This is a genomic window from Biformimicrobium ophioploci (assembly GCF_030270605.1).
GTDB lineage: Bacteria > Pseudomonadota > Gammaproteobacteria > Pseudomonadales > Cellvibrionaceae > Biformimicrobium > Biformimicrobium ophioploci.
In genome coordinates this window covers 65,323-87,737 of sequence record NZ_BSYJ01000002.1, presented here as the reverse complement: position 1 = coordinate 87,737, position 22,415 = coordinate 65,323, and the positions used below count along the sequence as shown (strand labels likewise).

Below are 22,415 nucleotides of genomic sequence, written 5' to 3'. Positions count from 1 at the left end.
TTTGGGGTCAGTCCTCGGCGGACTCCATCGGACTCAACTCCCAGTCCGGCACCCGGATCTGCGGCGTGGGCTCACTGCGCGTAGCCGTGCCGCCAAGGTCGCTACCGGCGGGGGCAATGGTCGCGTCGATACCGGCCACCTGAACCGGCGCCGGCTTTTCGATCTCCCCGGCCTTGACCAGGTTACCTTCCATCGGTGCCAGGGTCAGCCCGCCTGAAGCAGCATGCGCTATAGGCGCATCCGCCTGCGCACGCGGCGCCGGCGGCGGCAGGTCGTCCGCGGCCGCTTCGGATTGCATCACCGCTTTCAGGCCCACACCTTCCAGCGCGGCCACGGTTTTCATGGCCAGGTGGCGCGGCAGGTTGCGACGCACCGTCACCGCCCGCCCACTAAACAGTTTTTCCACCGCTTCGGGCGCGGCCTTGAACAGGCGCGCAGTGCCGGCCTTGGCATCGGCCAGGGTAAATCCGGGCAGCAGGTCGCCGCGCACCACGATTGAATAAGTCGGTTCCGTCATCTTTTATTGTTGTCCTGTCGGGTTCGTGCGAACAACTCAGCTACTCCAGTTACATTACCGATAGTAAATATCTCAACGCAGTGTTTCTGTGCGCTGCTGCGCTTATCCCCAACCCTTTTCAGGTTTCGTCGCCAAGCGACTGATCCATGGTCAGTGCCGGCTGCGCCTCTGCAGCCTGGCCAACCACGCGAGCCGGCACCCCTGCCACAGTGGAATGCGCCGGCACATCCTCCAGCACCAGGCTACCCGCGGCAACTTTGACGCACTCGCCGACATGAATTGGGCCCAGTACCTTGGCACCCGCGCCGATCATCACACAGTTGCCGATTTTAGGGTGGCGGTCGCCACCACCGCTGCCGGTGCCGCCGAGGGTAACCGAATGCAGGATGGACACATCATCGCCCACCACTGCGGTCTCCCCCACCACCAGCCCGGTGGCGTGATCGATCATAATGCCGGCACCAAAGCGCGCGGCCGGGTGGATATCCACCGCGAACTGTTCCGACACGCGGCTCTGGAAATAGTAAGCGAGCGTCTGCCGGCCCTGCTGCCACAACCAGTGCGCAATACGGTGTGACTGCAGCGCATGGAAACCCTTGAAGTTGAGGAACGGCAGTATGTGCGCATCGCAGGCGGGGTCGCGCTCGTACCAGGCACAGATATCGCGCTGCATGGCCTCGCCAATTTGCGGATCGGCCGCCAGCGCTTCCGCGATCACCTCTTTTAAAGTGGTTGCCGGCAACGCGGTGTGATCCAGCACCGAGGCCAGCTGGTAGGCCAGCGCAGCCGCCAGCGAAGCGTGGCGCAGCACCGTATTATGGAAATAGCTGGCCAGTACCGGCTCGCTTTGCGCGGCGGCCTGCGCTTCCTCGCGCATGGCCTGCCACAATTGGTCATTCATTTTGTCATTCCATTCCTGTGCCAGCCGTCATTCGGGCATCGCCACGTAACGCTCGTACAGCGTGTCGAGGTTCTCGCACACAATATCGCCAAGCAGCATGTCGCAGCGCTGCAACTGATCGCGCAACAATTCCGGCGAATGCGCCCGCGCATATTCCCGCGCCAATGGCGCAAAGCTCAGGTGCCACGGCTCCGGCGCAACGCCGCCGCGATCCTCCGCATAAGGCCGGTAAAAGCCGAAGCGCGACTCATCCTGCAGCACCTCATCCAGCCACACGTGGAATGTACCAAACACGGTGCGCGCCTCCTCCACCGTAAGCTCAACAGGCTGCCCTTCGGGCAACGCATTGGCGTCGATCACGTCGAAGTCGGTACCCCAGTGGTGACGCGACGCACCTGGCAACGCACTCCAGCGCAAAATCGCGTGTACGCAATCCACCGGGGCAAGGCAGGAAAGATCCAACGGTGCACCATCGCCATCGAGCGTTGGCCGCTGGCCGCAGGCCTTGCCGTTCCAGATGGCCAGCTGCCGCTCGAAACTGCGAAAGCCGCTCACCACCCGCGGACGAAATCCCAACGGCTCCGCTTCGCGACACAACTGCCGGAAAGCCAGCAGCGCCTGCGGGTGCAGCAGTTGACCTGACTCGGGCTCTGCAATGACATGCGTATCACAGGTACCAAGTAAAACTTCCGGGGGTATTTCCTGGGTGTGGTAATTCATGCGCCCGTGCCAGCTAAGAAGATTTTTTGCGCAAACTGAGCAGTCCTAGACCATTGGCTATTGCCGCGATACGTCCTAATCTTATATAACCAATACTCATAAACAAGCCTGCGACCGCAAGCGCCAGATGCCTTGCGGCCAAAAGCTAATAATAAAGCCGGCAAGATCGTGCAACGGAGAAAGGAATTCACCGGGCGCGGCCGCAGAAACCGGCACCAGTTTGTACAAAGGGACGTGCGATGCATCCACATCAGTGTGAGCTGATCAAACTCAAGAACCTGGGCGCCGCCTCGGTCAATATCCTCAATTCCATTGGTATCCGCACCTATGCGGACCTGCAGCGTATCGGCGCAGTGGACGCATACCTCACGGTACGCAACCGCGGTATCAATGCGTCGCGGGTACTGCTTTACGCGCTGCAGGGCGCCCTGCTCGATGTGCACTGGAACCAGCTTGAGCCCGACCTGAAGGCACAACTGGTGGCAGACGTCGAGCGCGGCGAACGCAGCCAGCAGAGCGCCTGACCGGCGCCCCGAAAGCTGCCCGCCCCATCTCGCGGCGCTGAACTTTCCCTCCCTCCGCCGGTCCTAAAGCGGACCAATTGGCCATTCGGGTACTTGAAATTCAACCCCGGCGGCCCAATATTCCTGTGAGGCGCGCCGCCTGTGCGCGGTGCTGATCAACCTGTTTTGGAGGAATCCCGTGCTGCGGATTGGCTTGTTCTTACTTACGAATATTGCGGTGCTGGTACTGGCCGGTATCGTCATGAACCTGCTTGGCCTGAACGGCATCCTGGCGTCCAACGGCGTCGACCTGGATGTGGGCGGCCTGCTGGCATTCTGTGCCGTATTTGGCTTTATCGGTTCTTTTGTCTCCCTGTTCCTGTCCAAGTTCATGGCCAAGCGCGCCATGGGCGTGCACATGATCGAGCAGCCGCAGACCGCCGATGAGCGCTGGCTGCTGGATACCGTGAAGGAGCTGGCGGACAAGGCCGGCATCGGCATGCCGGAAGTGGGCATCTTCCCGGCACCGGAATCCAACGCCTTCGCCACTGGCTGGAACCGCAACGAATCGCTGGTCGCGGTGAGCGAGGGCCTGTTGCACCGCTTCAGCCGCGAAGAAGTGCGCGCGGTGCTGGGCCATGAAATCGGCCACGTCGCCAACGGCGACATGATCACCCTGTCCCTGATCCAGGGCGTGGTCAACACCTTCGTCATGTTCTTCGCACGCCTGGTGGGCTTCTTTGTCGACCGCGTGATCCTCAAGAACGAGGAAGGCCTGGGTATCGGTTATTACATTACGTCCATCGTGATGGATATCGTGTTCGGCTTTATCGCCATGTTCATCGTGGCCTGGTTCAGCCGCCGGCGCGAGTTCCGCGCGGATGAGGCCGGCGCCAACCTGGCCGGCACCAATGCCATGATCGGTGCGCTGGCACGCCTCAAGGCAGAGAGCGAGGCCGGCGCGGAAGTGCATATGCCATCCAGCATGCGCGCCTTCGGCATCAGCGGCAACAGCATGGCAATGATGCTGTCCAGCCACCCGCCGCTGGCGGACCGCATCCTGGCGCTGCAGAATCGCGCGGCCTGATGAGGCACACCCCATGCCCCGTGTAAACCACACATTAACCGCCCTCCGGGGCGGTTTTCTGTCCCTGGCCACCGCAATTGGCGCCATTGTGGCGCTGCTGTCGACGCTGATCCTGCCGGCGGCCGCACAGGCAGGCCAGTTTTCCACCGACGACGAAAAGAACACCATCGAGGTATTCAACTTCGCGAGCCCTGCAGTGGTCTACGTCACCAACGAGACCCTGGTGCGGGACCGCTGGACACTGCAGGTACAGCGGGTGCCGCGCGGTGCCGGCACCGGTTTTGTATGGGATGACCAGGGCCATATCGTCACCAACTTCCACGTGGTGGAGGGCGCGCGGCGCCTGACCATCACCCTACAGGACCAGAGCGAATGGCCCGCGCTGGTGGTGGGCCTGGCACCGGACAAGGACCTGGCGGTGCTCAAAATTGAAGCGCCGGCGGAAAAGCTGAAAGGCCTGCCGCTCGGCAACTCCGCCGACCTCACCGTGGGGCGCAAGGTACTGGCCATCGGCAACCCGTTCGGCCTCGATACCACCTTGACGGTGGGCGTGGTCAGCGCCCTGGGACGAGAGATCGAGGCGCCCAACCAGCGCCGGATCCGCAACGTGATCCAGACTGATGCCGCCATCAACCCGGGTAATTCCGGCGGCCCCCTGCTCGACTCCAGCGGCAACCTGATCGGTGTGAACACCGCCATCTACAGCCCCAGCGGTGCCAGCGTCGGCATCGGCTTTGCCATCCCGGTCAACACGGTGCGCGAGATAGTGCCGGAACTGATTGAATATGGCCGTCTGGTCAGGCCCATTCTTGGGATCGAGTCGGCGCCGGACCAGTGGGCCCGCCGCTATGGCGTGCAGGGTGTGCCTATCATGCGGGTGGCGCCGGGGTTGCCCGCAGACCGTGCAGGACTGCGAGGCGCCGCCCGCGGCCGCTACGGCAGCCTGCAGCTGGGCGATATCATCACCGCAATCGACGACCAGCAGGTCCGTAATTACGACGACCTGCTGACGGCGCTGGAGCAGCACGAAGTCGGCGACCAGGTCAGTATTGAGTACCTGCGTGACGGGACACGCCAGCGAACTTCACTTAAACTGGCGCCTCCACAGTAGACCCGTCACAGCGGTACAGAGGTTGGTGATGCGCAGACAGTTTCTCTGCAACTACGACGATATCGAAGAGGGCAAGGCCCGCGGCTTTGCCCTGGATGGCGGTGAAGAAGCCAGCCATTTCGCCGTCAAGAAGGATGGCGAGATCTACGCCTACCGCAACTTCTGCCCCCACCTCGGGGTCAACCTGGAGTGGCTACCGGACCAGTTCCTGGATGCCGATGGCGAACTGATCCAGTGCGCCACCCACGGCGCCCTGTTCCTGCCCACCAGTGGCGAGTGTGTGGCCGGCCCCTGCACTGGCGCCTCCCTCACTCCCGTACCGGTGGAACACACTGCCGAAGGCCTGTTTGTGCTGCTGCCATTCAAGGAGCAGCAGCCAGCCTAGCCCTGCCCCAGACTGAACGGGATGGCCCGCTCCAGGGCAATCTCGTCCGGCTCAATCCTGGCACCGTAAGCAAGTACTTCCACACCCGCAGCGACAGCCTCCTCGAGTGCTGCGGTATAGTCCGGGTCTATTTCCCGCGCCGGCAATACCCGCTCGATACCGGTGTGCTGCACGCAGTAGAACAGCACCGTGCGCACCCCGGACTCCGCAAGACGCTGTAACTCACGCAGATGCTTGGCGCCACGTGCGCTCACCGCATCCGGGAACTGGCCCTCGCCGCTACCTGTTTCCAGGGTGACGTTCTTGACCTCGACATAACAGGGGCCAGCACTGCCTTCCAGCAACAGGTCGATGCGGCTGCGCTCCTCACCGTAGGGCACCTCGCGCCGGATACTGTCGTAACCTGCAAGCTCCGGCACCAGCCCCCGCTCGATAACCTCCTGCACCAGCGCATTGGCGCGACCGGTATTGACGCCGGCACGAAACCCGCCGGGGGTGCTCGTGACTTCCAGGGTATGGCGATACTTGCGCTTGGGGTTGCCGGAATCCGAAATCCAGCAGGGCCCGCCTTCCACCACGCAATTCTTCATGGAGCCCGTGTTCGGGCAGTGCACGGTGAACTCGTTGCCATCGGCATCGCGCACGTCGGCGAGGAAGCGTTTGTAACGGCGCAGCAGGGTTACCTCCTGCAAGGGCGGTGAAATTTTCATCATTCCTGCCTCTTATTTGGCTTATCTGGCGCGATATTACACACAAAAGACCCGTTTGCGGGTGTAGTCGTTACCCGGGCAAAGCAAACGCTGGCGGGAGTCGCACTTATTTGATAGCTTCCTGCTTCCGGGTGTTGCTGCAGGTTGATTTAGCCGCCAGCATCTCCCCCCGAAACCCGCCCCAGTACAATATTTGTACAGGCACCTGCTACGCTTGCAGTTGGCGTTTAATCCGCGCTGAAAAATGTACAGGCCGGCGGCGGGTCTGCATTGAAATTGGTTCTTTGACCCTAATATTGCAGGGTCCGGTAATAAGAAGAGAGGCACCCAACCATGCCGAGTACTGCGACAGCTGAAACGCTCCACGGTTTCGAACCCTACAAGGAAAAGAAGGGCGAGGAGTACATGAATGAGGAGCAGCAGCAACACTTCCGCAACCTGTTGCTGGCCTGGAAAGCAGAGCTGATGGAAGAAGTGGACCGCACTGTAACCCATCTGAAGGACGAGGCTGCCAATTTCCCGGATCCGGCCGACCGCGCCAGCCAGGAAGAGGAATTCAGCCTGGAGCTGCGCACCCGCGACCGCGAGCGCAAGCTGATCAAGAAGATTGATGCGACCCTCGAGCTGATCGAGCAGGACGACTACGGCTTCTGCGAAGCCTGCGGTGTGGAGATCGGTATTCGTCGGCTTGAAGCGCGTCCGACTGCGACCCTTTGCGTCGACTGTAAGACTCTGGCGGAGATCAAAGAAAAACAGATCTCTGGTTAACCTACTGGTAAAAGCTACCTTGCTTGTCAGGGTGGCGTTAAAAACTGGCTTGGGCTGCTCATTTACTCCCGGTAAACTCCGCGCCCGCGCCAGTTTTTGCCTAACCCCGACTGCGCCGCTAACGCTTTTACTAAAGCGGAACTCCTTCCCCCTATCCCAAGAAAGCCCTCAGAAATGAAAGGCCAGCGATATATCGGTAGGTTCGCACCCTCCCCCTCAGGACCTTTACATTTTGGTTCGCTGGTTGCCGCGCTCGGCAGTTACCTGGATGCGCGCGCGCATGACGGTACGTGGCTGGTGCGCATGGAGGACCTGGACCCGCCGCGGGAGGAGCCCGGCGCGGCCGGCCGCATTCTTGCCTCCCTGGAGGCCCACGGGCTGCAGGGCGATGGCCCGGTGATGTACCAGAGCCAGCGCCTGGATATTTACGAAGACGTACTCGACAAACTGCAGGCGCGCGGGCTGGTTTACCACTGCCAGTGCACCCGGGCGCAGATTCGCGCGGCGGGCGGCCACGATGATCGCGGCTGTCGTACACAGGGCGCGGAGCCTGAGGGCGCTGCCCGGAGACTGGCGCAGGCTGGCAGGGAATATCGCTTTGACGACATCTGGCACGGCCATCAGGTCCAGTCCATTCGCGAGGACAGTATCCTCAAGCGTCGCGATGGCCTGCATGCCTACCAGCTGGCAGTGGTAGTGGACGACATCGCCCAGGGCGTTACCCATATCGTGCGCGGCGCCGACCTGCTGGAGACCACCGCCACCCAGATGGACCTGTTCCGGCAACTGGGCCACAGCGAGCCCCATTACGGGCACCTGCCGCTGGCCATGAACCGCGAAGGCCAGAAACTCAGCAAGCAGAACCACGCACCGGCACTGGACGACGGCCAGCCCACACATAACCTGTGCCGGGCGCTGGAATTTCTCGGCCAGGAGCCGCCCGCATCGCTCGCCACTGCCACCCCCACTGAAGTATTGGCGTGGGCCATTCCCAACTGGCAGCGCGACACGGTAAACGCCCACAACCGCGAGGCGCCGGGCACAATTGCCGGCACCCATTGAGTCCAGTAAGCTCGGGGGCCAATTTGCGCGATACGCCGGTGCATGAATAACCGAACGCTTCTCATACTGCTGGTGCTGGTGGGCTACGTATTCTCTCCCACAATGTTCACCTGGATGGTCAATCCGGGCGGCGCCTGGTATCGCCCCTTTATCATCTGGTTCGGCCTGATCCTGGTGGCCGCCTACATCCAGTCGAGGCGCGGTAAAGATGACCTTTGAGATCGGTCACCTGGCGCTGTTTGGCACCCTGTATATTGCGTGCATCTTCTTCGTCGCAGTCGCGACCAGCAAGGGCTGGATCCCGAAGAAAATTGCCTTCCACCCGGCCACCTACATCCTGTCACTGGGCGTGTCCGTCAGCGCCTGGTCGTTCTATGGCGTGGTCGACCTCGCATGGCAATACGGCTACGGCATCCTCGCCTATTACCTGGGTACCGGCGCCATGTTCCTGTTCGGGCCGGTGGCGCTGGAGCCGCTGGCAAAGCTGGCGCAGCGCTACCAGCTCACCTCGCCTGCAGACCTGATCGTATTCCGCTACCACAGCCGCGGTGCCGGCGCGCTGGTGACGCTGTTTATGCTGCTGGGCATGCTGCCGCTGATTTCCCTGCAGATCCAGGCAGTGGCAGAAACCCTGCAACTGCTCAGCAGCGAAAGTGCCGCGGCGCTGGCGTTGCCGGAGAGTGGCCTGTCCAGCAAGGATTTCATCGCAGCCGCCTACTGCGTGATGCTGGCGCTGTTTACCAGCCTGTTCGGTGCCAGTCGCGAGCGCCGCGCGGGGCTCGTTTCTGCGATGGCACTGGAATCCGTGGTGAAACTGGTGGCCCTGCTGGCAGTGGGCGGCTACGCCATTTACGGTGTATTCGGCAATATGGGCGGACTCGACAGCTGGCTGACAGAACAGTCCGACATGCAGCAGCTGCTGTATGCCCCCATCAAGGAAGGCTCTGCGCACACCCTGCTGCTGGTGTTTATCGCCACCGCGGTGGCCATGCCGCACATATTCAGCATGGGTGTGGCCGAGCGCCCCGGGCGCCACTACCTGCGCATTGCCAGCTGGGCCTTCCCGCTGTTCCTGCTGCTGATGGCGCTGCCGATTTTCCCGATCATGTGGGCCGGGTTCGCGCTGGATGTCAGTGAGCCGGTGCAGTACTTCACCCTGGCAGTGCCGCGCGCAAGCGGCTCCAGCACGCTCACGATCATTGCGTTTCTCGGCGGCCTGTCCGCAGCCACCGGTGCGCTGGTGATGATCTCACTGGCCCTGTCCACCATGGTGATGAACCACTGGCTGTTGCCCGGCACGCGCTGGCAGTCTGACGATGATATGTATCGCCAGCTGCAGTGGCTGCGCCGCGCACTGGTGGCCGCGATCTTCGCCTGCGGCTTTGCCTTCTACCTGGTGCTGAACAACCGCTTCAGCCTTTCCGACCTCGCCCTGACAGCATTTATTGCCTCGCTGCAGTTCCTGCCGGGTATCTTCGCAGTGATCTACTGGCCGCGCGGCAACCGCCTCGGGCTGATCACCGGCATGATCGCCGGCATGCTGGTGTGGGCGCTCGGCCTGCTGCTGCCCTCCCTGTTCGGCTTCGCCAACCTGTCACTGCCGGGCAGTGATATCTCGGTACCGGTGGGTGTGGATATCTGGACCGAGATCACCTCGCTGTCGCTCGGCATCAACACGCTGTTGTTTATCGGCGTATCGATATTGACTCGCCGCTCCAAACTCGAGGATTACGCCGCGAGCCTGTGCGCGGAAGACCCGCTGGCGGAAACCCTGCGCCAGGAACTGGATGTGCAATCGACTGCGGAATTCCGCCTGCGACTGGCGGAAAGCCTGGGCAGCGCCACCGCCAACAAGGAAGTCAACAAGGCGCTGCGACAACTGAACCTCGCTGATGACGAGCGCCGCCCCTTCGCCCTGCGGCAACTGCGCAACAAGCTCGAAGCCAACCTCTCCGGTCTGGTGGGTACGGTGCTGGCAGGGCAGGTCATCGGTCGCCACTTCCCGTTCAAGGCCAGCCCCGGTCGCGCGCCGCGCGACATCCACCTGATCGAGTCGCGCCTGAGCCGCTACAAGAACCAGATGACCGGCCTCGCGGCGGAACTGAACAACCTGCGCCTGCACCACCGGCAGATGCTCGAGGACCTGCCGATGGCAACCTGTACCCTCGGCCAGGACGGGGAGATCCTGATGTGGAATGCGGCCATGCATGAGATCACCGGCATCGCCGCAAGCAATGTGATCGGGGCCAAGCTCGATTACCTGGCGGAGCCCTGGGGCAGCCTGCTACGCAATTTTGTCGAGGGCAAAGAGGACACGGTGCACAAGCAGCCGGTGGAGATCAGCGGTGGCAACCACTGGCTCAGCCTGCACAAGACCCGGGTCAGCAGTGACAAGAAATTCCGCCGTGACAATATGATCATCCTGCTCGAGGACGTAACAGAAACCCAGCTGCTGGAGCAGGAACTACTGCACAGCGAGCGCCTGGCGTCCATCGGCCGCCTGGCCGCCGGGGTAGCGCACGAAATCGGCAACCCGGTAACGGGCATCGCCTGCCTCGCACAGAACCTGCACTACGACTCCGACAACCCGGATGTGCACGAGACCGCCGACCAGATCCTCAGCCAGACGCAGCGTATCAGCCGCATCGTGCATTCACTGGTGAGTTTCTCCCACAGCGGCGGCAGTGATACCCGCTTCGAACCTGTCGAGCTGCGCGAAACCGTGGAGGAAGCCGTGCAGCTGCTGTCACTGCAGAAAGACAAGACCCAGGTGGTGTTCGAGAACCGGATCCCGCAAGGGCTACGCACCGAGGGCGACAACCAGCGCCTGATCCAGGTGTTTATCAACCTGCTCAGCAATGCCCGTGACGCCAGCCCGGAAAACGGCGCTGTGACCATCGACGGGCACCGGCAAGAGGGCATGATCTGCATTGCGGTGACCGACGAGGGCCCCGGTATACCGCCGGAATTGCAGGATCGCATCCTCGAGCCCTTCTTCACCACCAAGGACCCCGGCAAGGGCACCGGCCTCGGCCTGGCCATGGTGTACAGCATCGTGGAGGACCACGGCGGACAACTGGAACTGACCAGTCCGGCAAACCCGGAAAAAGGCTGTGGTGCGCGCTTTACGGTGCAGCTTCCGCAAGGACCAACTGGCCATGCATAGTTCCGGTTCGCATTTTGGGTTGCAAAGAAACGCTTTTGCGGTAAAACTAGGCGCCCGCTGACTAATTTGTAACCAGGCGTAACACATGAGTCACATCCTGATCGTCGAGGACGAAGCCATCATCCGCACCGCGCTGCGCAAGTTGCTGGAGCGCCACAAATACCGGGTGAGCGAAGCCGGGTCAGTACGTGAAGCCACCGCCAATTACCGCCTGGCCGATGTCGACCTGATTATCTCCGACCTGCGCCTGCCCGGCGCGCCCGGCACCGACCTGATCAAGATGGCCGGCGACGTGCCGGTCCTGATCATGACCAGTTATGCAAGCCTGCGCTCCGCGGTGGACTCCATGCGCATGGGCGCAGCGGACTATATAGCCAAGCCATTCGACCATGACGAGATGGTGGCTACGGTAAGGCGCGTGATCGGCAAGGCCGAGCGCAGTCGCGCCGCGGCACCGAAGCCCAACGCCAATGCCAGCGGCATTGCCGGCATGATCGGCTCCAGTCCGGTGATGCGCGACCTCTACAGCCGCATTCACAAGGTGGCCCCCTCCGACGCCACCGTACTGGTGCACGGCGAAACCGGCACCGGCAAGGAGCTGGTTGCGCGCGCGATCCACGAGGAGAGCCGGCGCTCCGACAAACCCCTGATTTCCGTCAACTGCGCGGCCATCCCGGAGACCCTGATCGAAGCCGAGCTGTTCGGCCATGAGAAAGGGGCCTTTACCGGTGCACAGAGTGCCCGCGAGGGCCTGATTGCCGCCGCCGATGGCGGCACCCTGTTCCTGGACGAAATCGGCGAACTGCCGCTGGAAGCCCAGGCGCGCCTGTTGCGGGTGCTGCAGGAAGGTGAGGTGCGCCCCATCGGCTCGATCGAATCGCGCAAAGTGGATGTACGCCTGGTGGCGGCCACCCACCGCAACCTGCGCCAGCTGTGCCAGCAAAAGAAGTTCCGTGACGACCTCTATTACCGCATCAATGTGGTGCAGCTGACCCTGCCGCCGTTGCGCGAGCGGGGCAAGGATGTGATGGCGATTGCCGAGCACCTGCTGGAGAAATACTGCAGCAAGCAGGGCCGCGCCACCCTGCGCCTGTCCCCCGAGGCCATCCAGGCCATTACCACCTATACGTGGCCGGGTAACGTGCGCGAGCTGGAAAATGCGCTGCAGCGTTCTGTGATCCTTACGGATCCGGGCCGCAAGGAAATCGACCACAAGGTACTGGATATCGAGCTGGACCTGGTGCCGGTGGAGGACGATGACGTGCTGGTGCACCGCGCGCGCCCGCGCCACCAGGACCCGAAGGAAGACCTCTCGCTGGAGGACTACTTCGCGCGCTTCGTACTGGAGAACCAGGACACCATGAGCGAAACCGAGCTGGCCAAGAAGCTGGGCGTCAGCCGCAAGTGCCTGTGGGAGCGGCGCCAGAAACTGGGCATCCCGCGCAGCAAACGCAAACGCGCCGCCGAGGCTGAGGCCGAGGGCTAGGCAAACCCAGACAACCCGAAGGCGGCCCCAGGCCGCCTTTTTTGTGCCTGCGATTCAGGGCCGGGTCATTGTTACCCGCGTTACCCGCGGGTGTGTGTTACCCCTCACCCAGAAGGAGTAACAGTTCCGGAACAATTGGTAACGAAATCACAGTCTCCAACGGGCGTCAAAACACTTCTAAACACTTTAACCTATTGTTTTTATTATACTTTTTAGAAGTTGGCACACATGCTGCTATCTAGAGCGCGTACAATAAAAACAACAAATAATAAAAATAAGTAACAACTTGAAGCCTGAGAACAACTAACAATAACAATAAAGGTGTTTGGCTGAGCTAACGAATAACAATAAGAAAATTTAACGGCTCAATGACTGAAAAATAAGAATAAAATTTCAAAAAATAACAATAAACAAGAATAAAAGCACAACAAGAATAATAACGACAAGCGCGTTAAAACTGACTGATTGTACTCGGGAGAGGGCCTTGCCGAAAGGCAAGCGATAGCGCAAGGAAGCAGCTCCCCCCTTCACAATAAAAAGACTTAAAAACAATAAAAATTCCTATTATCGGAGAGGCGCAAGCCTCTCCGGCCAGTTCTTTCCCTGAAACACCCCATCCCCTGTGGTAGAATCCCCGGCCAATTATTGAGCTAAACCCTTGCAGTGCGCGACACCTGACAGCAGAGGCATGTGCCGCCGCAAGAAGTACCGGTACTTATGTTAAAAAGCCTGATTCGCGCCTTCTCCCGTCGGCGCAATCCCGCCACCATCGAGCCGACCATCGTTACCCGGGACGGCCACAACCTTTCCCGCAGGGACATCAGCAAGGCGGCCCTGACCGTCATGCGACGCCTGCAGGAAGCCGGCTTCGAAGCCTATATCGTCGGCGGCGGCGTACGCGACCTGCTCCTCGGCGGACACCCCAAGGATTTTGATGTAGCCACCAATGCCACCCCCGAGCAGACCAAGCGCCTGTTCCGCGGAGCCCGCATTGTCGGGCGCCGCTTCCGCATCGTGCATGCCCGCATTGGCCGCGAGATCATCGAGGTCACCACTTTCCGCGGCCACCATACCGAAGGTGACGACAAGACCGCCAAGCAGTCCGAGGAAGGCATGCTGCTGCGCGACAACGTCTACGGTGACATCTGCAGTGACGCACTGCGCCGGGATTTCACAGTCAACGCCCTTTACTACACCAGCAAGGGCTTCGAGATTCACGATTACACCAGCGGCATCGACGATATCGAGCGCCGCCTGATTCGCATGATCGGCGACCCGGCAACCCGCTACAAGGAAGACCCGGTGCGTATGCTCCGCGCCGTGCGCTTTGCGGCCAAGCTGGACTTCGATATCGAGAAAAAGACCGCGCAGCCGCTGGCAGAACTGGCACCGCTGCTGCGCAATATCGCACCGGCGCGCCTGTTCGAGGAAGTGCTCAAATTACTCATGGCCGGCCATGCCGAGCGCACTTTCGAGCTACTGGTGGAGTACGGCCTGTGGCAACACCTGTTCCCGCAGAGTGCCGCGGTGCTGGATGACCCGGTCGCAGAGAAGCTGACACGCCAGGGCATGCGCAATACCGATGACCGGATTCGCCGCGATTTGCGTGTTACCCCCGCATTTATCTTCGCCACCCTGCTGTGGCCTGCGCTGCTGCGCGAGCGCGACCGCCAGCTGCAGCGCGGCCTGCCCGAGATCCCCGCCATACAGCAAGCAGCCCAGAAAGTGATAGGCCACCAGATGGCACACACCGCCATTCCCAAGCGGTTCATCCTGACCATGCGCGAGATCTGGGACCTGCAGGCGCGCCTGCCACGTCGCGAGGGCAAGCGCGCACAGCAGCTGATGGAGCACCCGCGCTTCCGCGCCGGCTACGATTTCCTGTTGCTGCGCGAAGAGAGTGGTGAGCTGGAAGCGGGCCTGGGTGAGTGGTGGACCCGCTACCAGGAGGCCGACGAGGACGAGCGCGAGGCCATGAGCCGCAATGTCCGCGACGGCGGCCCCGCAAAGCGCCGGCGCAGGCGCGGCCCACGCCGCAAGAAAAGCCCGTCCGGCGAGTAAGACCACCGTGCGCGCCTTTATCGGCCTTGGCAGCAATCTCGAACAGCCGCGCCAGCAGCTGCTGAGCGCCTGCGAAGCCATGGACCGAATCCCGCATACGCACCTGCTGCGCCGCTCACCGCTGTACCGCAGTGCCCCGGTAGGCCCTGAGGGGCAGCCGGATTACGTCAATGCGGTGGCAGAACTGGAAACCGCACTGGAGCCGGAGGCGCTACTGGATGCCCTGCAGGCCATCGAGCAGGCCCACGGCCGGGTACGCACCCTGCGCTGGGGTGCACGCACCCTGGACCTGGACATCCTCCTTTACGGCGATGGCATAATCGACAGCGAGCGCCTGCAGGTGCCACACCCGCGCATTCCGGAACGCAACTTTGTCCTGCAACCACTGGCGGATCTGGCGCCGGACCTGTATCTTCCTTCGGGTGAATCGGTACAGGTGTTACTGAAAGCCGCACCGGAGAATGCGCTGCAAAAGCTCGAGGATTGAGCGCCATCGCGTGCTGCAGCGAATACCGGAAGCAGCACAGCCAACCACAGGAGTGTCCATGGCGACAGAACAGTTGGAGAGCGAATGGCACCCGGATCTCACCGGGCGCACAGTGCCGCGTTACATTGCCATCGAGGGCAATATCGGCAGCGGCAAGACCAGCCTGGCCCGGCGGCTGGCGCTGACCCTCGGCTACGACACCCTGCTGGAAGACGCCAGCAGTAACCCGTTCCTGGAAAAGTTCTACCAGGGCAACCCCGCAACCGCCCTGCCCAACCAGCTCTACTTCCTGTTGCAGCGCTCGCGCGAAATCCAGTCCCTGCGCCAGGAAGACCTGTTCGCCCCCACCCGCGTCGCAGACTTTATCGTTGAGAAAGACCAGCTGTTTGCCAGTGTCACCCTGGATGAGGACGAGATGCGCCTCTACCGCCAGGTCTATGAGCAGCTGACACTGCAGGCACCGCAGCCGGACCTGGTGGTTTACCTGCAGGCTCCGGTGAGTGTGCTGCAATCACGCATTCGCAAGCGCGGTGTTGCGGTTGAACAGAACATCACCCCGGATTATCTGGCGCGCCTGAACGACGCCTACACCAATTTCTTCCACTACTATGACGCCACGCCCCTGCTGATCGTCAATTGCGCGGACATCGACATCATCAATAACGATGAAGACTACCGCCAGCTGGTGGAAACCCTCCTCAATACAAATAGCGGCCGCCACTACTACAACCCGCGCAGTCGCTAGGTACGGAGCCCCTATGCCTTACGGAAGTGTTGCGCCGACGGCGCTGGAAAAACCCATCACCATCAACACCCTGCGCCGCATGAAGGCGGACGGGGAGAAGTTCATCACCGTGTCCCTGTACGACGCCCCCATGGCGGCCATGGCGCAGAAGACCGGGGTCGAGGTGCTGCTGGTGGGGGACTCCCTCGGCATGACCGTGCTGGGCTTTGACAGCACCGTACCGGTGACCATGGAGCAGATGATCTACCACGTAGAGGCGGTGCGTCGCGGCAACAACAAGTCCCTGATCATGGGCGACATGCCGTTCATGACCTACGGCACCCCAACCCAGGCACTGGAGAATGCCACCCGCATCATGCAGGCCGGCGCACATATGGTGAAACTGGAAGGCGGTGCCTGGCTGGCGGACACGGTGGAAATGCTGTCCGAGCGCGGCATCCCGGTGTGCGCCCACCTGGGTCTCACGCCACAGTACGTCAACAAGCTCGGCGGCTTCCGCGTGCAGGGCCGGGACGACACCCAGGCCGAAGCGATACTCAACGACGCCAAGCTGCTGGACCAGTGCGGCGCGGACCTGCTGGTACTCGAATGCGTGCCGTCAGAGCTGGCAAAAAGGATTACCGCGGCGGTTTCCATGCCGACGATCGGCATTGGCGCGGGCCGCGACTGCGATGCCCAGGTACTGGTGATCAACGATATTCTCGGGCTTACCGAGCAGCCTCCAAAATTTTCCAAGAACTTCCTGGTGGAGGCCGGTGATATTCCCGGCGCACTGCGCAAGTACGCCGCGGATGTGAAAAGCGGGATTTTCCCGGCCGAAGAACACACTTTCAGCTGAGGCAAAGGCCGTGCAGTTTTCTGACCTGATGGCGCAGTGCCGCGAAACCGGTGCCGCACATAATATCCCCGGCGGCTGGGGCCAGGGTCGCGCCACCTTTGGCGGCCTGGTAGCGGCCATGCTGTACGAACGCATGGCGGCCGAAGTCGACGCCGGTAGCAGCCTGCGCGCCCTCACCGTTTCCTTTGTCGCGCCCGCCACATCCGGCGAAGTGGAGCTGCGCAGCGAAATTCTCCGCGCCGGGCGCTCTGTCACCCAGGTAGAGGGGCGTATCCATCAAGGTGGCGCACCGGTACTTGCGGCCCTGGCCAGCTTCGGCGCACCGCGCAGCTCCGCAACTGCACTGCAGCCGGCAAACGCGCCGGCCACTGCAGCAGCGGAACAGGGGCAGGCGTTACCCTACCTCGAGGGGCTGGTGCCGGAGTTCACGCAAAAATTCGATTACCGCATTACCGAAGGGCAACTGCCGTTCAGCGGCAGCAAAGAAACAGTACTCGGGGGCTGGGTGCGCTTTAGCGAGCCCGGGGATGCGTCAGCACCGGTCGGCATCGGCCACCTGCTGGCACTTATCGATGCCTGGCCGCCGGTACTCTTGCCGATGCTCAGCCAGCCCGCCCCGACCAGCTCCCTGACCTGGAACCTGGAATTTATCGAGCCCATGCCCGCATTCAGCGCCGGCGACTGGTGGCGCTACAGTGCGGAACTCGAACAGGCCGCCGATGGCTACGGTGTGGCCGGTGCCCGCCTGTGGAACCCGGATGGTAAGCTCGTGGCCTTCTCCCGCCAGGCAATAACAGTATTCGCCTGAGCACTTCTTTGTCCGCCGAGACGCCCCTTGAGGCGCAAATGCATCCCTCTACCCCTTAAGGCGCAACTGCGCCCTGCGCACCTCTCCCGCAGTGAGGGTCCAGCTGTTTTCAAACGCATTACCGTGCTCGACGCAGACGAAGCCGCGCGCACCATCCGCACCGATATCCGCCACCGTATTCGCCAGTACCGCGCCCGGATTCCAGACGATGACGGAATCGCAAAGGTCGCTGCGGCATTCGATGGTACGCCCGCAGAAGATCTGCTGCAAAGGGCCGCAATTCTCGTACACGCGGTCCACTTCACCACTGAAATGCACCAGGCCGTCCTGGCGCTTGCGCGCGAGGCCGTCGGTGTTGTCGAGGTAGCTCAGGCCATCCAGCCCGCCAACCTGCACGCTGGCAATATCCGGCACTGAGAAATAGGTATGCAGCGCCCAGCTGAATTCGGATGGAGCTTCACCTGTATTTTCCACCTTGAGAGAAAATTCCAGCGAGTCTCCCAGGCTGATGGTCAACGCGCAATGAAACGGCGTTGCAAAAAGCGCGTCACCGGCATGATCGTATTCAAAATCGAGCATAACGCGCCCGTCGCTTTGCTGCGCACTGGCGAGCTGCCAGTCATGGTTACGCACAAAACCGTGCTTGGGCTTTTCCGGATCTTCCCTGTTGATACCGAACCAGGGCAGACAGACGGGTACACCGCCGCGCACCGACACCCCTGCGCGAAACTCAGCGCGCGGGCTCAGCCACAGTAATGGCTCGGCCCCTGCTGCCTGGAACTCCAGCACCTGCGCGCCCTGCAGTCCGATCACCGCGCGGCAGGCTTCGGTTTCCACCAGTAACAACTCGAGGCCCGGTTTGTCGTATAGCGCACCTGAGTCTGTCACACTGACGCCACTGCAGGCCAATTCACCCAACTGCAAAATCATTTACTCCCTGTAACAAATTCCTGCGGCCGGTTTTATCCCGGCCACAAAAAAGCCCGCATGCGCGGGCTTTCTCGGTTCAGAGCAACAGCTTACTCGGCGCTTGCCGCGTCGCCTGCCTGCTCCTGCGCTTCCTTGATGGAAAGCTTGATACGACCGCGCTGGTCCACGTCCAGAACGCGTACCTTCACCACCTGGCCTTCGCTCAGGTAGTCGGTCACTGCGTTTACACGCTCTTCCGCGATCTGGGAGATGTGCACCAGGCCATCCTTACCAGGCAGGAAGTTCACGAATGCACCGAAGTCCACGATGCGCACAACCGTGCCCTCGTAAACCGCGCCGATTTCGGCTTCCGCGGTGATTTCCTCGATCTTGGTCACAGCCGCTTCCAGGCCGAGACCGTCTTCGCCGAATACCTTCACGGTACCGTCGTCTTCGATATCGATGGTCGCACCGGTTTCCTCGGTGATCGCACGAATGGTCGCGCCGCCCTTGCCGATCACATCGCGGATCTTGTCCGGGTGGATCTTCAGGGTTGCGTAACGCGGTGCGTTCTCGTTGATGGTGGAACGGGACTCGGAGATCACCTTGTTCATTTCCGCAAGGATGTGCAGACGTGCGTGCAGCGCCTGCTCCAGCGCGGTCTCCATGATCTCTTCGGTGATGCCTTCGATCTTGATATCCATCTGCAGCGCAGTTACGCCGCTGGCAGTACCCGCTACCTTGAAGTCCATATCGCCGAGGTGATCCTCGTCACCGAGGATGTCGGTGAGGACCGCATAGCCCTCGTCTTCCTTCACCAGGCCCATGGCGATACCGGCAACCGGCGCTTTCAGCGGCACACCCGCGTCCATCAGGGCGAGGGAGGAGCCACACACGGAAGCCATGGAGCTGGAACCGTTGGATTCGGTGATCTCGGAAACCACACGTACGGTGTACGGAAAGTCTTCCTCTTTCGGCAGAACCGCGGCAACACCGCGGCGCGCCAGGCGGCCGTGACCGATTTCACGACGACCGGTTGCACCAACACGGCCGCACTCGCCTACGGAGTACGGAGGGAAGTTGTAGTGCAGCATAAAGTAGTCTTTACGCTCGCCTTCCAGCGCATCGATGATCTGGTTGTCACGGGTGGAGCCCAGGGTAGACACGACCAGCGCCTGGGTTTCACCACGGGTGAACAGTGCAGAGCCGTGGGTATTCGGCAGTACGCCGACTTCCACGGAGATCGGGCGCACAGTCTTGCTGTCGCGGCCATCGATACGCGGCTCGCCACGTACAACAGCACCACGCACGGTTTTCTTCTCGAGCTTGCCGAAGTAGCCTTTTACCAGCTCCGCCGGCACTTCGTCTTCGTCACTGGCCAGGGCTTCTACCGCAGCGCTGCGGATCTCGCCCAGACGGGTGTAGCGCGCCTGCTTGTCGGTAATTTTGTAGGCTTCCGCCACGTCTGCACCAAACTGGGAATCCAGCGCGGAAACCAGCGCTTCGTTCACAGACTCCGGCTGCCAGTCCCAGGTCGGCTTGCCAGCTTCTGCTTTCAGCTCTTCACATACCTGGATCACCGGCTGCATTTCCTGGTGCGCGAACAGCACCGCACCCAGCATGATGTCTTCCGGCAGTTCTTTTGCCTCGGACTCAACCATCAGTACCGCTTCTTTGGTACCGGCCACAACCATGTCCAGCTCGGACTCTGCCAGGGCCTTGTAGCCCGGGTTCAGGATGTAACCGTCCTGCTGGGTGTAACCGACGCGCGCAGCGCCGATCGGGCCGGCAAACGGGATACCGGACACAGACAGTGCCGCGGAAGTACCGATCATTGCCGCAATATCCGGGTCCACATTTTTGTCCGCGGAAATAACGGTACACATGACCTGAACTTCGTTCTTGAAGCCGTTCGGGAACAGCGGGCGGATAGGACGGTCGATCAGGCGGGAAGTCAGGGTTTCTTTCTCTGACGGACGGCCTTCACGCTTGAAGAAGCCACCCGGGATCTTGCCGGCTGCGTAGGCTTTTTCCACGTAGTGCACGGACAGCGGGAAGAAGTCCATACCCGGCTTTGCTTCCTTGGCACCTACAACGGTGGTCAGCACGACGGTTTCACCGATGGTCACCAGCGCGGCGCCGGAGGCCTGGCGCGCAACGCGCCCGGTTTCGATGGTTACTTCGTCATTTCCAAACTGGAATGTCTTGATTACTGGATTCACTTTTCTCTTTCCTTTTCCTGCCAGTGGGGCCCCATTGCCCCGCCTGGCCTTGCGACCAACACCGTGTATTTACATCGACAGCGGTGAGTCGCGAGCCTCGGGCTCTATATCAGCCTTCGACCCGTTACCCCTTTACCGGGGGCCAATAAAAAAAGTGCCCGCTATTGCGGGCACCTTTTTAAAGCTTGTCTTAACGACGCAGACCGAGCTTCTTGATCAGGGCAGCGTAGCGACCCAGGTCCTTGCTCTTCAGGTAGTCCAGCAGCTTGCGACGCTGGTTTACCATGCGGATCAGGCCACGACGGGAGTGGTGATCCTGCTTGTGCGAGGAGAAGTGCCCCTGCAGCTTGTTGATGTTAGCGGTCAGCAGTGCAACCTGAACTTCAGGAGAACCGGTGTCGCCTTCAGTGCGGGCGTGCTCGCCCAGGATTGCGCTTTTTTCTGCGGCAGTCAGTGCCATAACGATATACCTCGTCAATATGCCTTAAAGATTCAGCCATTCCGTGCATATTTACAGACTGGCTAGTCGTGATTCTGGTGTGGACAGCTCATCAACTGCCAGCCACCAGGCGTTTTGGCGCGACGCGCCCGTCGTCGGTGATTTCACCAACGCCCAGAAAATCGCCACTTTCTGAGAAGAGGCGCACCATATCACCTTCTTCGCCGATACGGTAGACCTGATTGTCCATGACCGGGTTGCCGTGGCGCAGGTAGTAACAGGAGTCTTCCGGCAGCACCAGCTCCGGCAGATGGCCGGCAGGTGTGTCCACCGCCAGCAGGTGGTGATCCAGTACCTCTGCGGGCCCCTCGCCGCGTTCCTGCTGCAACTCCTCCAGGGTCACGGCATCGGCTTCCACAAACGGGCCTGCGCCGCTCCTGTGCAGCATTGCCACGTGCGCCCCGACGCCCAACGCCTCACCGAGATCTTCGGCCAGGGTGCGTACATAGGTGCCCTTGGAGCAATGTACCTCGATATCTGCCTCGGCATGGCGGCCGGGGCGAAACGCCAGCAGCTCGTAATGGAAAATTGTGACTGGCCGGGCTTCCCGCTCCACGGTAATGCCCTGCCGCGCCAGCTTGTACAGCGGCTGGCCCTGATGCTTGAGTGCCGAGTACATGGACGGCACCTGCTCGATCTCGCCCTCGAACGCGCGCATCGCCTCGCGCACCGCCTGCTCTGTCAGCGCGGATGCATCGGTGCGACTGACCACATCGCCATCGGAATCACCGGTTTCCGTGGCCGTGCCAAACCGGAAGGTGCTGCGATAGCGCTTGTCGGCGTCGAGCAGGTACTGGGAAAACTTGGTGGCCTCGCCGAAGCAGATCGGTAGTACACCGGTTGCTAGCGGGTCCAGCGCACCGGTGTGGCCGGCGCGGTTGGCAAAAAACAGGCGCTTGGCCTTCTGCAAGGCGTCATTCGAGCTGACGCCAAGGGGCTTGTTCAGCAGCAGCACGCCATCGATCTGGCGGCCCCATTTTGGTCTTCGACCCATACCGCGTCTCAGTCCTGGCTCTTTTCCTGGTTGTCGTCCTGCTGGCCGTCTTCGCCCTCATCGAGGTCCTTACGGTCTGCAGCCACAGCCTTGTCGATCAGTGCCGACAGCTGCTGTCCACGCACGGAAGTCTCATCGTAGCGGAAGCTCAGGCGCGGCATGGCGCGCATCTGGATACTGCCAGCCAGCTGGCTGCGCAGGAAGCCGGCGGCGCGGTTCAGCACCTGCACGCCGTCCTCGATTTTCTTCGCGTCATCCTCGCCAACGAAGGTCACATAGACCTTTGCATGGGAGAGGTCGCGACTGACCTCGACGTCATTGACATTGGTCATGCCGACGCGCGGGTCGCGGATTTCGTTCTGGATCAGCTGCGCCAGCTCGCGCTTCATGGCGTCGGCGATGCGATCAGTACGGTGAAATTCTCTTGCCAATAGGG

At 61.4% G+C, this 22,415-nt stretch carries 23 protein-coding genes; 14 read left to right on the top strand and 9 right to left on the bottom strand.

Annotation, left to right across the window (positions count from 1 at the left end):
• Positions 1–7 precede the first annotated feature (7 nt).
• The 3 genes from QSJ80_RS03830 to QSJ80_RS03820 form a co-directional block, all read right to left on the bottom strand.
• Positions 8–517 (bottom strand): hypothetical protein, encoded by a 510-nt coding sequence (locus QSJ80_RS03830; RefSeq protein ID WP_285762966.1) that lies wholly within the window; start codon positions 515–517, stop codon positions 8–10.
• Positions 518–635: 118 nt separating this feature from the next.
• Positions 636–1,418: a serine O-acetyltransferase gene (gene cysE / locus QSJ80_RS03825; protein WP_285762965.1), complete on the bottom strand. Its 783-nt coding sequence runs from the start codon at positions 1,416–1,418 to the stop codon at positions 636–638.
• A gap of 27 nt (positions 1,419–1,445) precedes the next feature.
• On the bottom strand, positions 1,446–2,138 hold the full coding sequence (locus QSJ80_RS03820; protein WP_285762964.1) for a M15 family metallopeptidase: 693 nt from the start codon (positions 2,136–2,138) through the stop codon (positions 1,446–1,448).
• Between the two features lie 239 nt (positions 2,139–2,377).
• Here QSJ80_RS03820 and QSJ80_RS03815 point away from each other — a divergent pair, with 239 nt between their 5' ends.
• The 4 genes from QSJ80_RS03815 (at position 2,378) to QSJ80_RS03800 (ending at position 5,224) form a co-directional block, all read left to right on the top strand.
• Positions 2,378–2,662: a TfoX/Sxy family protein gene (locus QSJ80_RS03815; protein WP_285762963.1), complete on the top strand. Its 285-nt coding sequence runs from the start codon at positions 2,378–2,380 to the stop codon at positions 2,660–2,662.
• 178 nt (positions 2,663–2,840) lie between these two features.
• Positions 2,841–3,728, top strand: coding sequence for a protease HtpX (gene htpX / locus QSJ80_RS03810; protein WP_285762962.1), 888 nt, complete (start codon positions 2,841–2,843; stop codon positions 3,726–3,728).
• 13 nt (positions 3,729–3,741) lie between these two features.
• Positions 3,742–4,839: a S1C family serine protease gene (locus QSJ80_RS03805; protein WP_285762961.1), complete on the top strand. Its 1,098-nt coding sequence runs from the start codon at positions 3,742–3,744 to the stop codon at positions 4,837–4,839.
• 28 nt (positions 4,840–4,867) lie between these two features.
• Positions 4,868–5,224 carry a Rieske (2Fe-2S) protein gene (locus tag QSJ80_RS03800; protein WP_285762960.1) on the top strand — a complete coding sequence of 119 codons (357 nt, stop codon included), beginning with the start codon at positions 4,868–4,870 and terminating at the stop codon, positions 5,222–5,224.
• Here QSJ80_RS03800 and sfsA read toward each other — a convergent pair.
• Positions 5,221–5,934: a DNA/RNA nuclease SfsA gene (gene sfsA / locus QSJ80_RS03795; RefSeq protein WP_285763645.1), complete on the bottom strand. Its 714-nt coding sequence runs from the start codon at positions 5,932–5,934 to the stop codon at positions 5,221–5,223. The genes QSJ80_RS03800 and sfsA overlap by 4 nt on opposite strands.
• A 333-nt stretch (positions 5,935–6,267) precedes the next feature.
• Here sfsA and dksA point away from each other — a divergent pair, with 333 nt between their 5' ends.
• From dksA to QSJ80_RS03745, 10 genes are all read left to right on the top strand, one after another.
• Complete coding sequence (gene dksA / locus QSJ80_RS03790; RefSeq protein ID WP_285762959.1) at positions 6,268–6,702, top strand: RNA polymerase-binding protein DksA; 435 nt, start codon at positions 6,268–6,270, stop codon at positions 6,700–6,702.
• Positions 6,703–6,876: 174 nt separating this feature from the next.
• Complete coding sequence (gluQRS, locus tag QSJ80_RS03785; RefSeq protein ID WP_285762958.1) at positions 6,877–7,764, top strand: tRNA glutamyl-Q(34) synthetase GluQRS; 888 nt, start codon at positions 6,877–6,879, stop codon at positions 7,762–7,764.
• Between the two features lie 42 nt (positions 7,765–7,806).
• Positions 7,807–7,983, top strand: a complete 177-nt coding sequence (locus tag QSJ80_RS03780; RefSeq protein ID WP_285762956.1) for a hypothetical protein — start codon at positions 7,807–7,809, stop codon at positions 7,981–7,983.
• Positions 7,973–10,930 carry an ATP-binding protein gene (locus QSJ80_RS03775; protein ID WP_285762954.1) on the top strand — a complete coding sequence of 986 codons (2,958 nt, stop codon included), beginning with the start codon at positions 7,973–7,975 and terminating at the stop codon, positions 10,928–10,930. The genes QSJ80_RS03780 and QSJ80_RS03775 overlap by 11 nt, the downstream gene beginning before the upstream one ends.
• 85 nt (positions 10,931–11,015) lie before the next feature.
• The gene (locus QSJ80_RS03770) at positions 11,016–12,416 is read left to right on the top strand and encodes a sigma-54-dependent transcriptional regulator (protein WP_285762953.1); all 1,401 of its coding nucleotides are present in this window, start codon (positions 11,016–11,018) and stop codon (positions 12,414–12,416) included.
• Between the two features lie 717 nt (positions 12,417–13,133).
• Positions 13,134–14,477 (top strand): polynucleotide adenylyltransferase PcnB, encoded by a 1,344-nt coding sequence (pcnB, locus tag QSJ80_RS03765; RefSeq protein ID WP_285762951.1) that lies wholly within the window; start codon positions 13,134–13,136, stop codon positions 14,475–14,477.
• Between the two features lie 7 nt (positions 14,478–14,484).
• A complete protein-coding gene (folK, locus tag QSJ80_RS03760; RefSeq protein WP_285762949.1) occupies positions 14,485–14,964 on the top strand; it encodes a 2-amino-4-hydroxy-6-hydroxymethyldihydropteridine diphosphokinase in 480 nt (159 codons plus the stop codon).
• A 58-nt stretch (positions 14,965–15,022) separates the two neighbouring features.
• Complete coding sequence (locus QSJ80_RS03755; protein WP_285762948.1) at positions 15,023–15,709, top strand: deoxynucleoside kinase; 687 nt, start codon at positions 15,023–15,025, stop codon at positions 15,707–15,709.
• 13 nt (positions 15,710–15,722) lie between these two features.
• Positions 15,723–16,547: a 3-methyl-2-oxobutanoate hydroxymethyltransferase gene (panB, locus tag QSJ80_RS03750; RefSeq protein ID WP_285762947.1), complete on the top strand. Its 825-nt coding sequence runs from the start codon at positions 15,723–15,725 to the stop codon at positions 16,545–16,547.
• A gap of 10 nt (positions 16,548–16,557) precedes the next feature.
• Complete coding sequence (locus QSJ80_RS03745; protein ID WP_285762945.1) at positions 16,558–17,355, top strand: acyl-CoA thioesterase; 798 nt, start codon at positions 16,558–16,560, stop codon at positions 17,353–17,355.
• A 48-nt stretch (positions 17,356–17,403) separates the two neighbouring features.
• Here QSJ80_RS03745 and QSJ80_RS03740 read toward each other — a convergent pair whose 3' ends face one another.
• From QSJ80_RS03740 to rbfA, 5 genes are all read right to left on the bottom strand, one after another.
• Complete coding sequence (locus tag QSJ80_RS03740; RefSeq protein WP_285762944.1) at positions 17,404–18,285, bottom strand: D-hexose-6-phosphate mutarotase; 882 nt, start codon at positions 18,283–18,285, stop codon at positions 17,404–17,406.
• A gap of 89 nt (positions 18,286–18,374) precedes the next feature.
• Positions 18,375–20,486 (bottom strand): polyribonucleotide nucleotidyltransferase, encoded by a 2,112-nt coding sequence (gene pnp, locus QSJ80_RS03735; protein WP_285762943.1) that lies wholly within the window; start codon positions 20,484–20,486, stop codon positions 18,375–18,377.
• Between the two features lie 190 nt (positions 20,487–20,676).
• Complete coding sequence (rpsO, locus tag QSJ80_RS03730; protein WP_285762942.1) at positions 20,677–20,946, bottom strand: 30S ribosomal protein S15; 270 nt, start codon at positions 20,944–20,946, stop codon at positions 20,677–20,679.
• A 91-nt stretch (positions 20,947–21,037) separates the two neighbouring features.
• Positions 21,038–21,979: a tRNA pseudouridine(55) synthase TruB gene (truB, locus tag QSJ80_RS03725; RefSeq protein ID WP_285762940.1), complete on the bottom strand. Its 942-nt coding sequence runs from the start codon at positions 21,977–21,979 to the stop codon at positions 21,038–21,040.
• Between the two features lie 8 nt (positions 21,980–21,987).
• Positions 21,988–22,410, bottom strand: a complete 423-nt coding sequence (gene rbfA, locus QSJ80_RS03720) for a 30S ribosome-binding factor RbfA (RefSeq protein ID WP_285762939.1) — start codon at positions 22,408–22,410, stop codon at positions 21,988–21,990.
• Positions 22,411–22,415 lie beyond the last annotated feature (5 nt).

What these genes read in the sequence shown, in the direction of transcription:
- QSJ80_RS03830 (WP_285762966.1), bottom strand. Translation starts at nt 517, where the DNA reads ATGACGGAACCGACTTATTCAATCGTGGTGCGCGGCGACCTGCTGCCC.
- cysE (WP_285762965.1), bottom strand. Translation starts at nt 1,418, where the DNA reads ATGAATGACCAATTGTGGCAGGCCATGCGCGAGGAAGCGCAGGCCGCC.
- QSJ80_RS03820 (WP_285762964.1), bottom strand. Translation starts at nt 2,138, where the DNA reads ATGAATTACCACACCCAGGAAATACCCCCGGAAGTTTTACTTGGTACC.
- QSJ80_RS03815 (WP_285762963.1), top strand. Translation starts at nt 2,378, where the DNA reads ATGCATCCACATCAGTGTGAGCTGATCAAACTCAAGAACCTGGGCGCC.
- QSJ80_RS03805 (WP_285762961.1), top strand. Translation starts at nt 3,742, where the DNA reads ATGCCCCGTGTAAACCACACATTAACCGCCCTCCGGGGCGGTTTTCTG.
- QSJ80_RS03800 (WP_285762960.1), top strand. Translation starts at nt 4,868, where the DNA reads ATGCGCAGACAGTTTCTCTGCAACTACGACGATATCGAAGAGGGCAAG.
- sfsA (WP_285763645.1), bottom strand. Translation starts at nt 5,934, where the DNA reads ATGAAAATTTCACCGCCCTTGCAGGAGGTAACCCTGCTGCGCCGTTAC.
- dksA (WP_285762959.1), top strand. Translation starts at nt 6,268, where the DNA reads ATGCCGAGTACTGCGACAGCTGAAACGCTCCACGGTTTCGAACCCTAC.
- gluQRS (WP_285762958.1), top strand. Translation starts at nt 6,877, where the DNA reads ATGAAAGGCCAGCGATATATCGGTAGGTTCGCACCCTCCCCCTCAGGA.
- QSJ80_RS03780 (WP_285762956.1), top strand. Translation starts at nt 7,807, where the DNA reads ATGAATAACCGAACGCTTCTCATACTGCTGGTGCTGGTGGGCTACGTA.
- QSJ80_RS03775 (WP_285762954.1), top strand. Translation starts at nt 7,973, where the DNA reads ATGACCTTTGAGATCGGTCACCTGGCGCTGTTTGGCACCCTGTATATT.
- QSJ80_RS03770 (WP_285762953.1), top strand. Translation starts at nt 11,016, where the DNA reads ATGAGTCACATCCTGATCGTCGAGGACGAAGCCATCATCCGCACCGCG.
- pcnB (WP_285762951.1), top strand. Translation starts at nt 13,134, where the DNA reads ATGTTAAAAAGCCTGATTCGCGCCTTCTCCCGTCGGCGCAATCCCGCC.
- QSJ80_RS03755 (WP_285762948.1), top strand. Translation starts at nt 15,023, where the DNA reads ATGGCGACAGAACAGTTGGAGAGCGAATGGCACCCGGATCTCACCGGG.
- panB (WP_285762947.1), top strand. Translation starts at nt 15,723, where the DNA reads ATGCCTTACGGAAGTGTTGCGCCGACGGCGCTGGAAAAACCCATCACC.
- QSJ80_RS03740 (WP_285762944.1), bottom strand. Translation starts at nt 18,285, where the DNA reads ATGATTTTGCAGTTGGGTGAATTGGCCTGCAGTGGCGTCAGTGTGACA.
- rpsO (WP_285762942.1), bottom strand. Translation starts at nt 20,946, where the DNA reads ATGGCACTGACTGCCGCAGAAAAAAGCGCAATCCTGGGCGAGCACGCC.
- truB (WP_285762940.1), bottom strand. Translation starts at nt 21,979, where the DNA reads ATGGGTCGAAGACCAAAATGGGGCCGCCAGATCGATGGCGTGCTGCTG.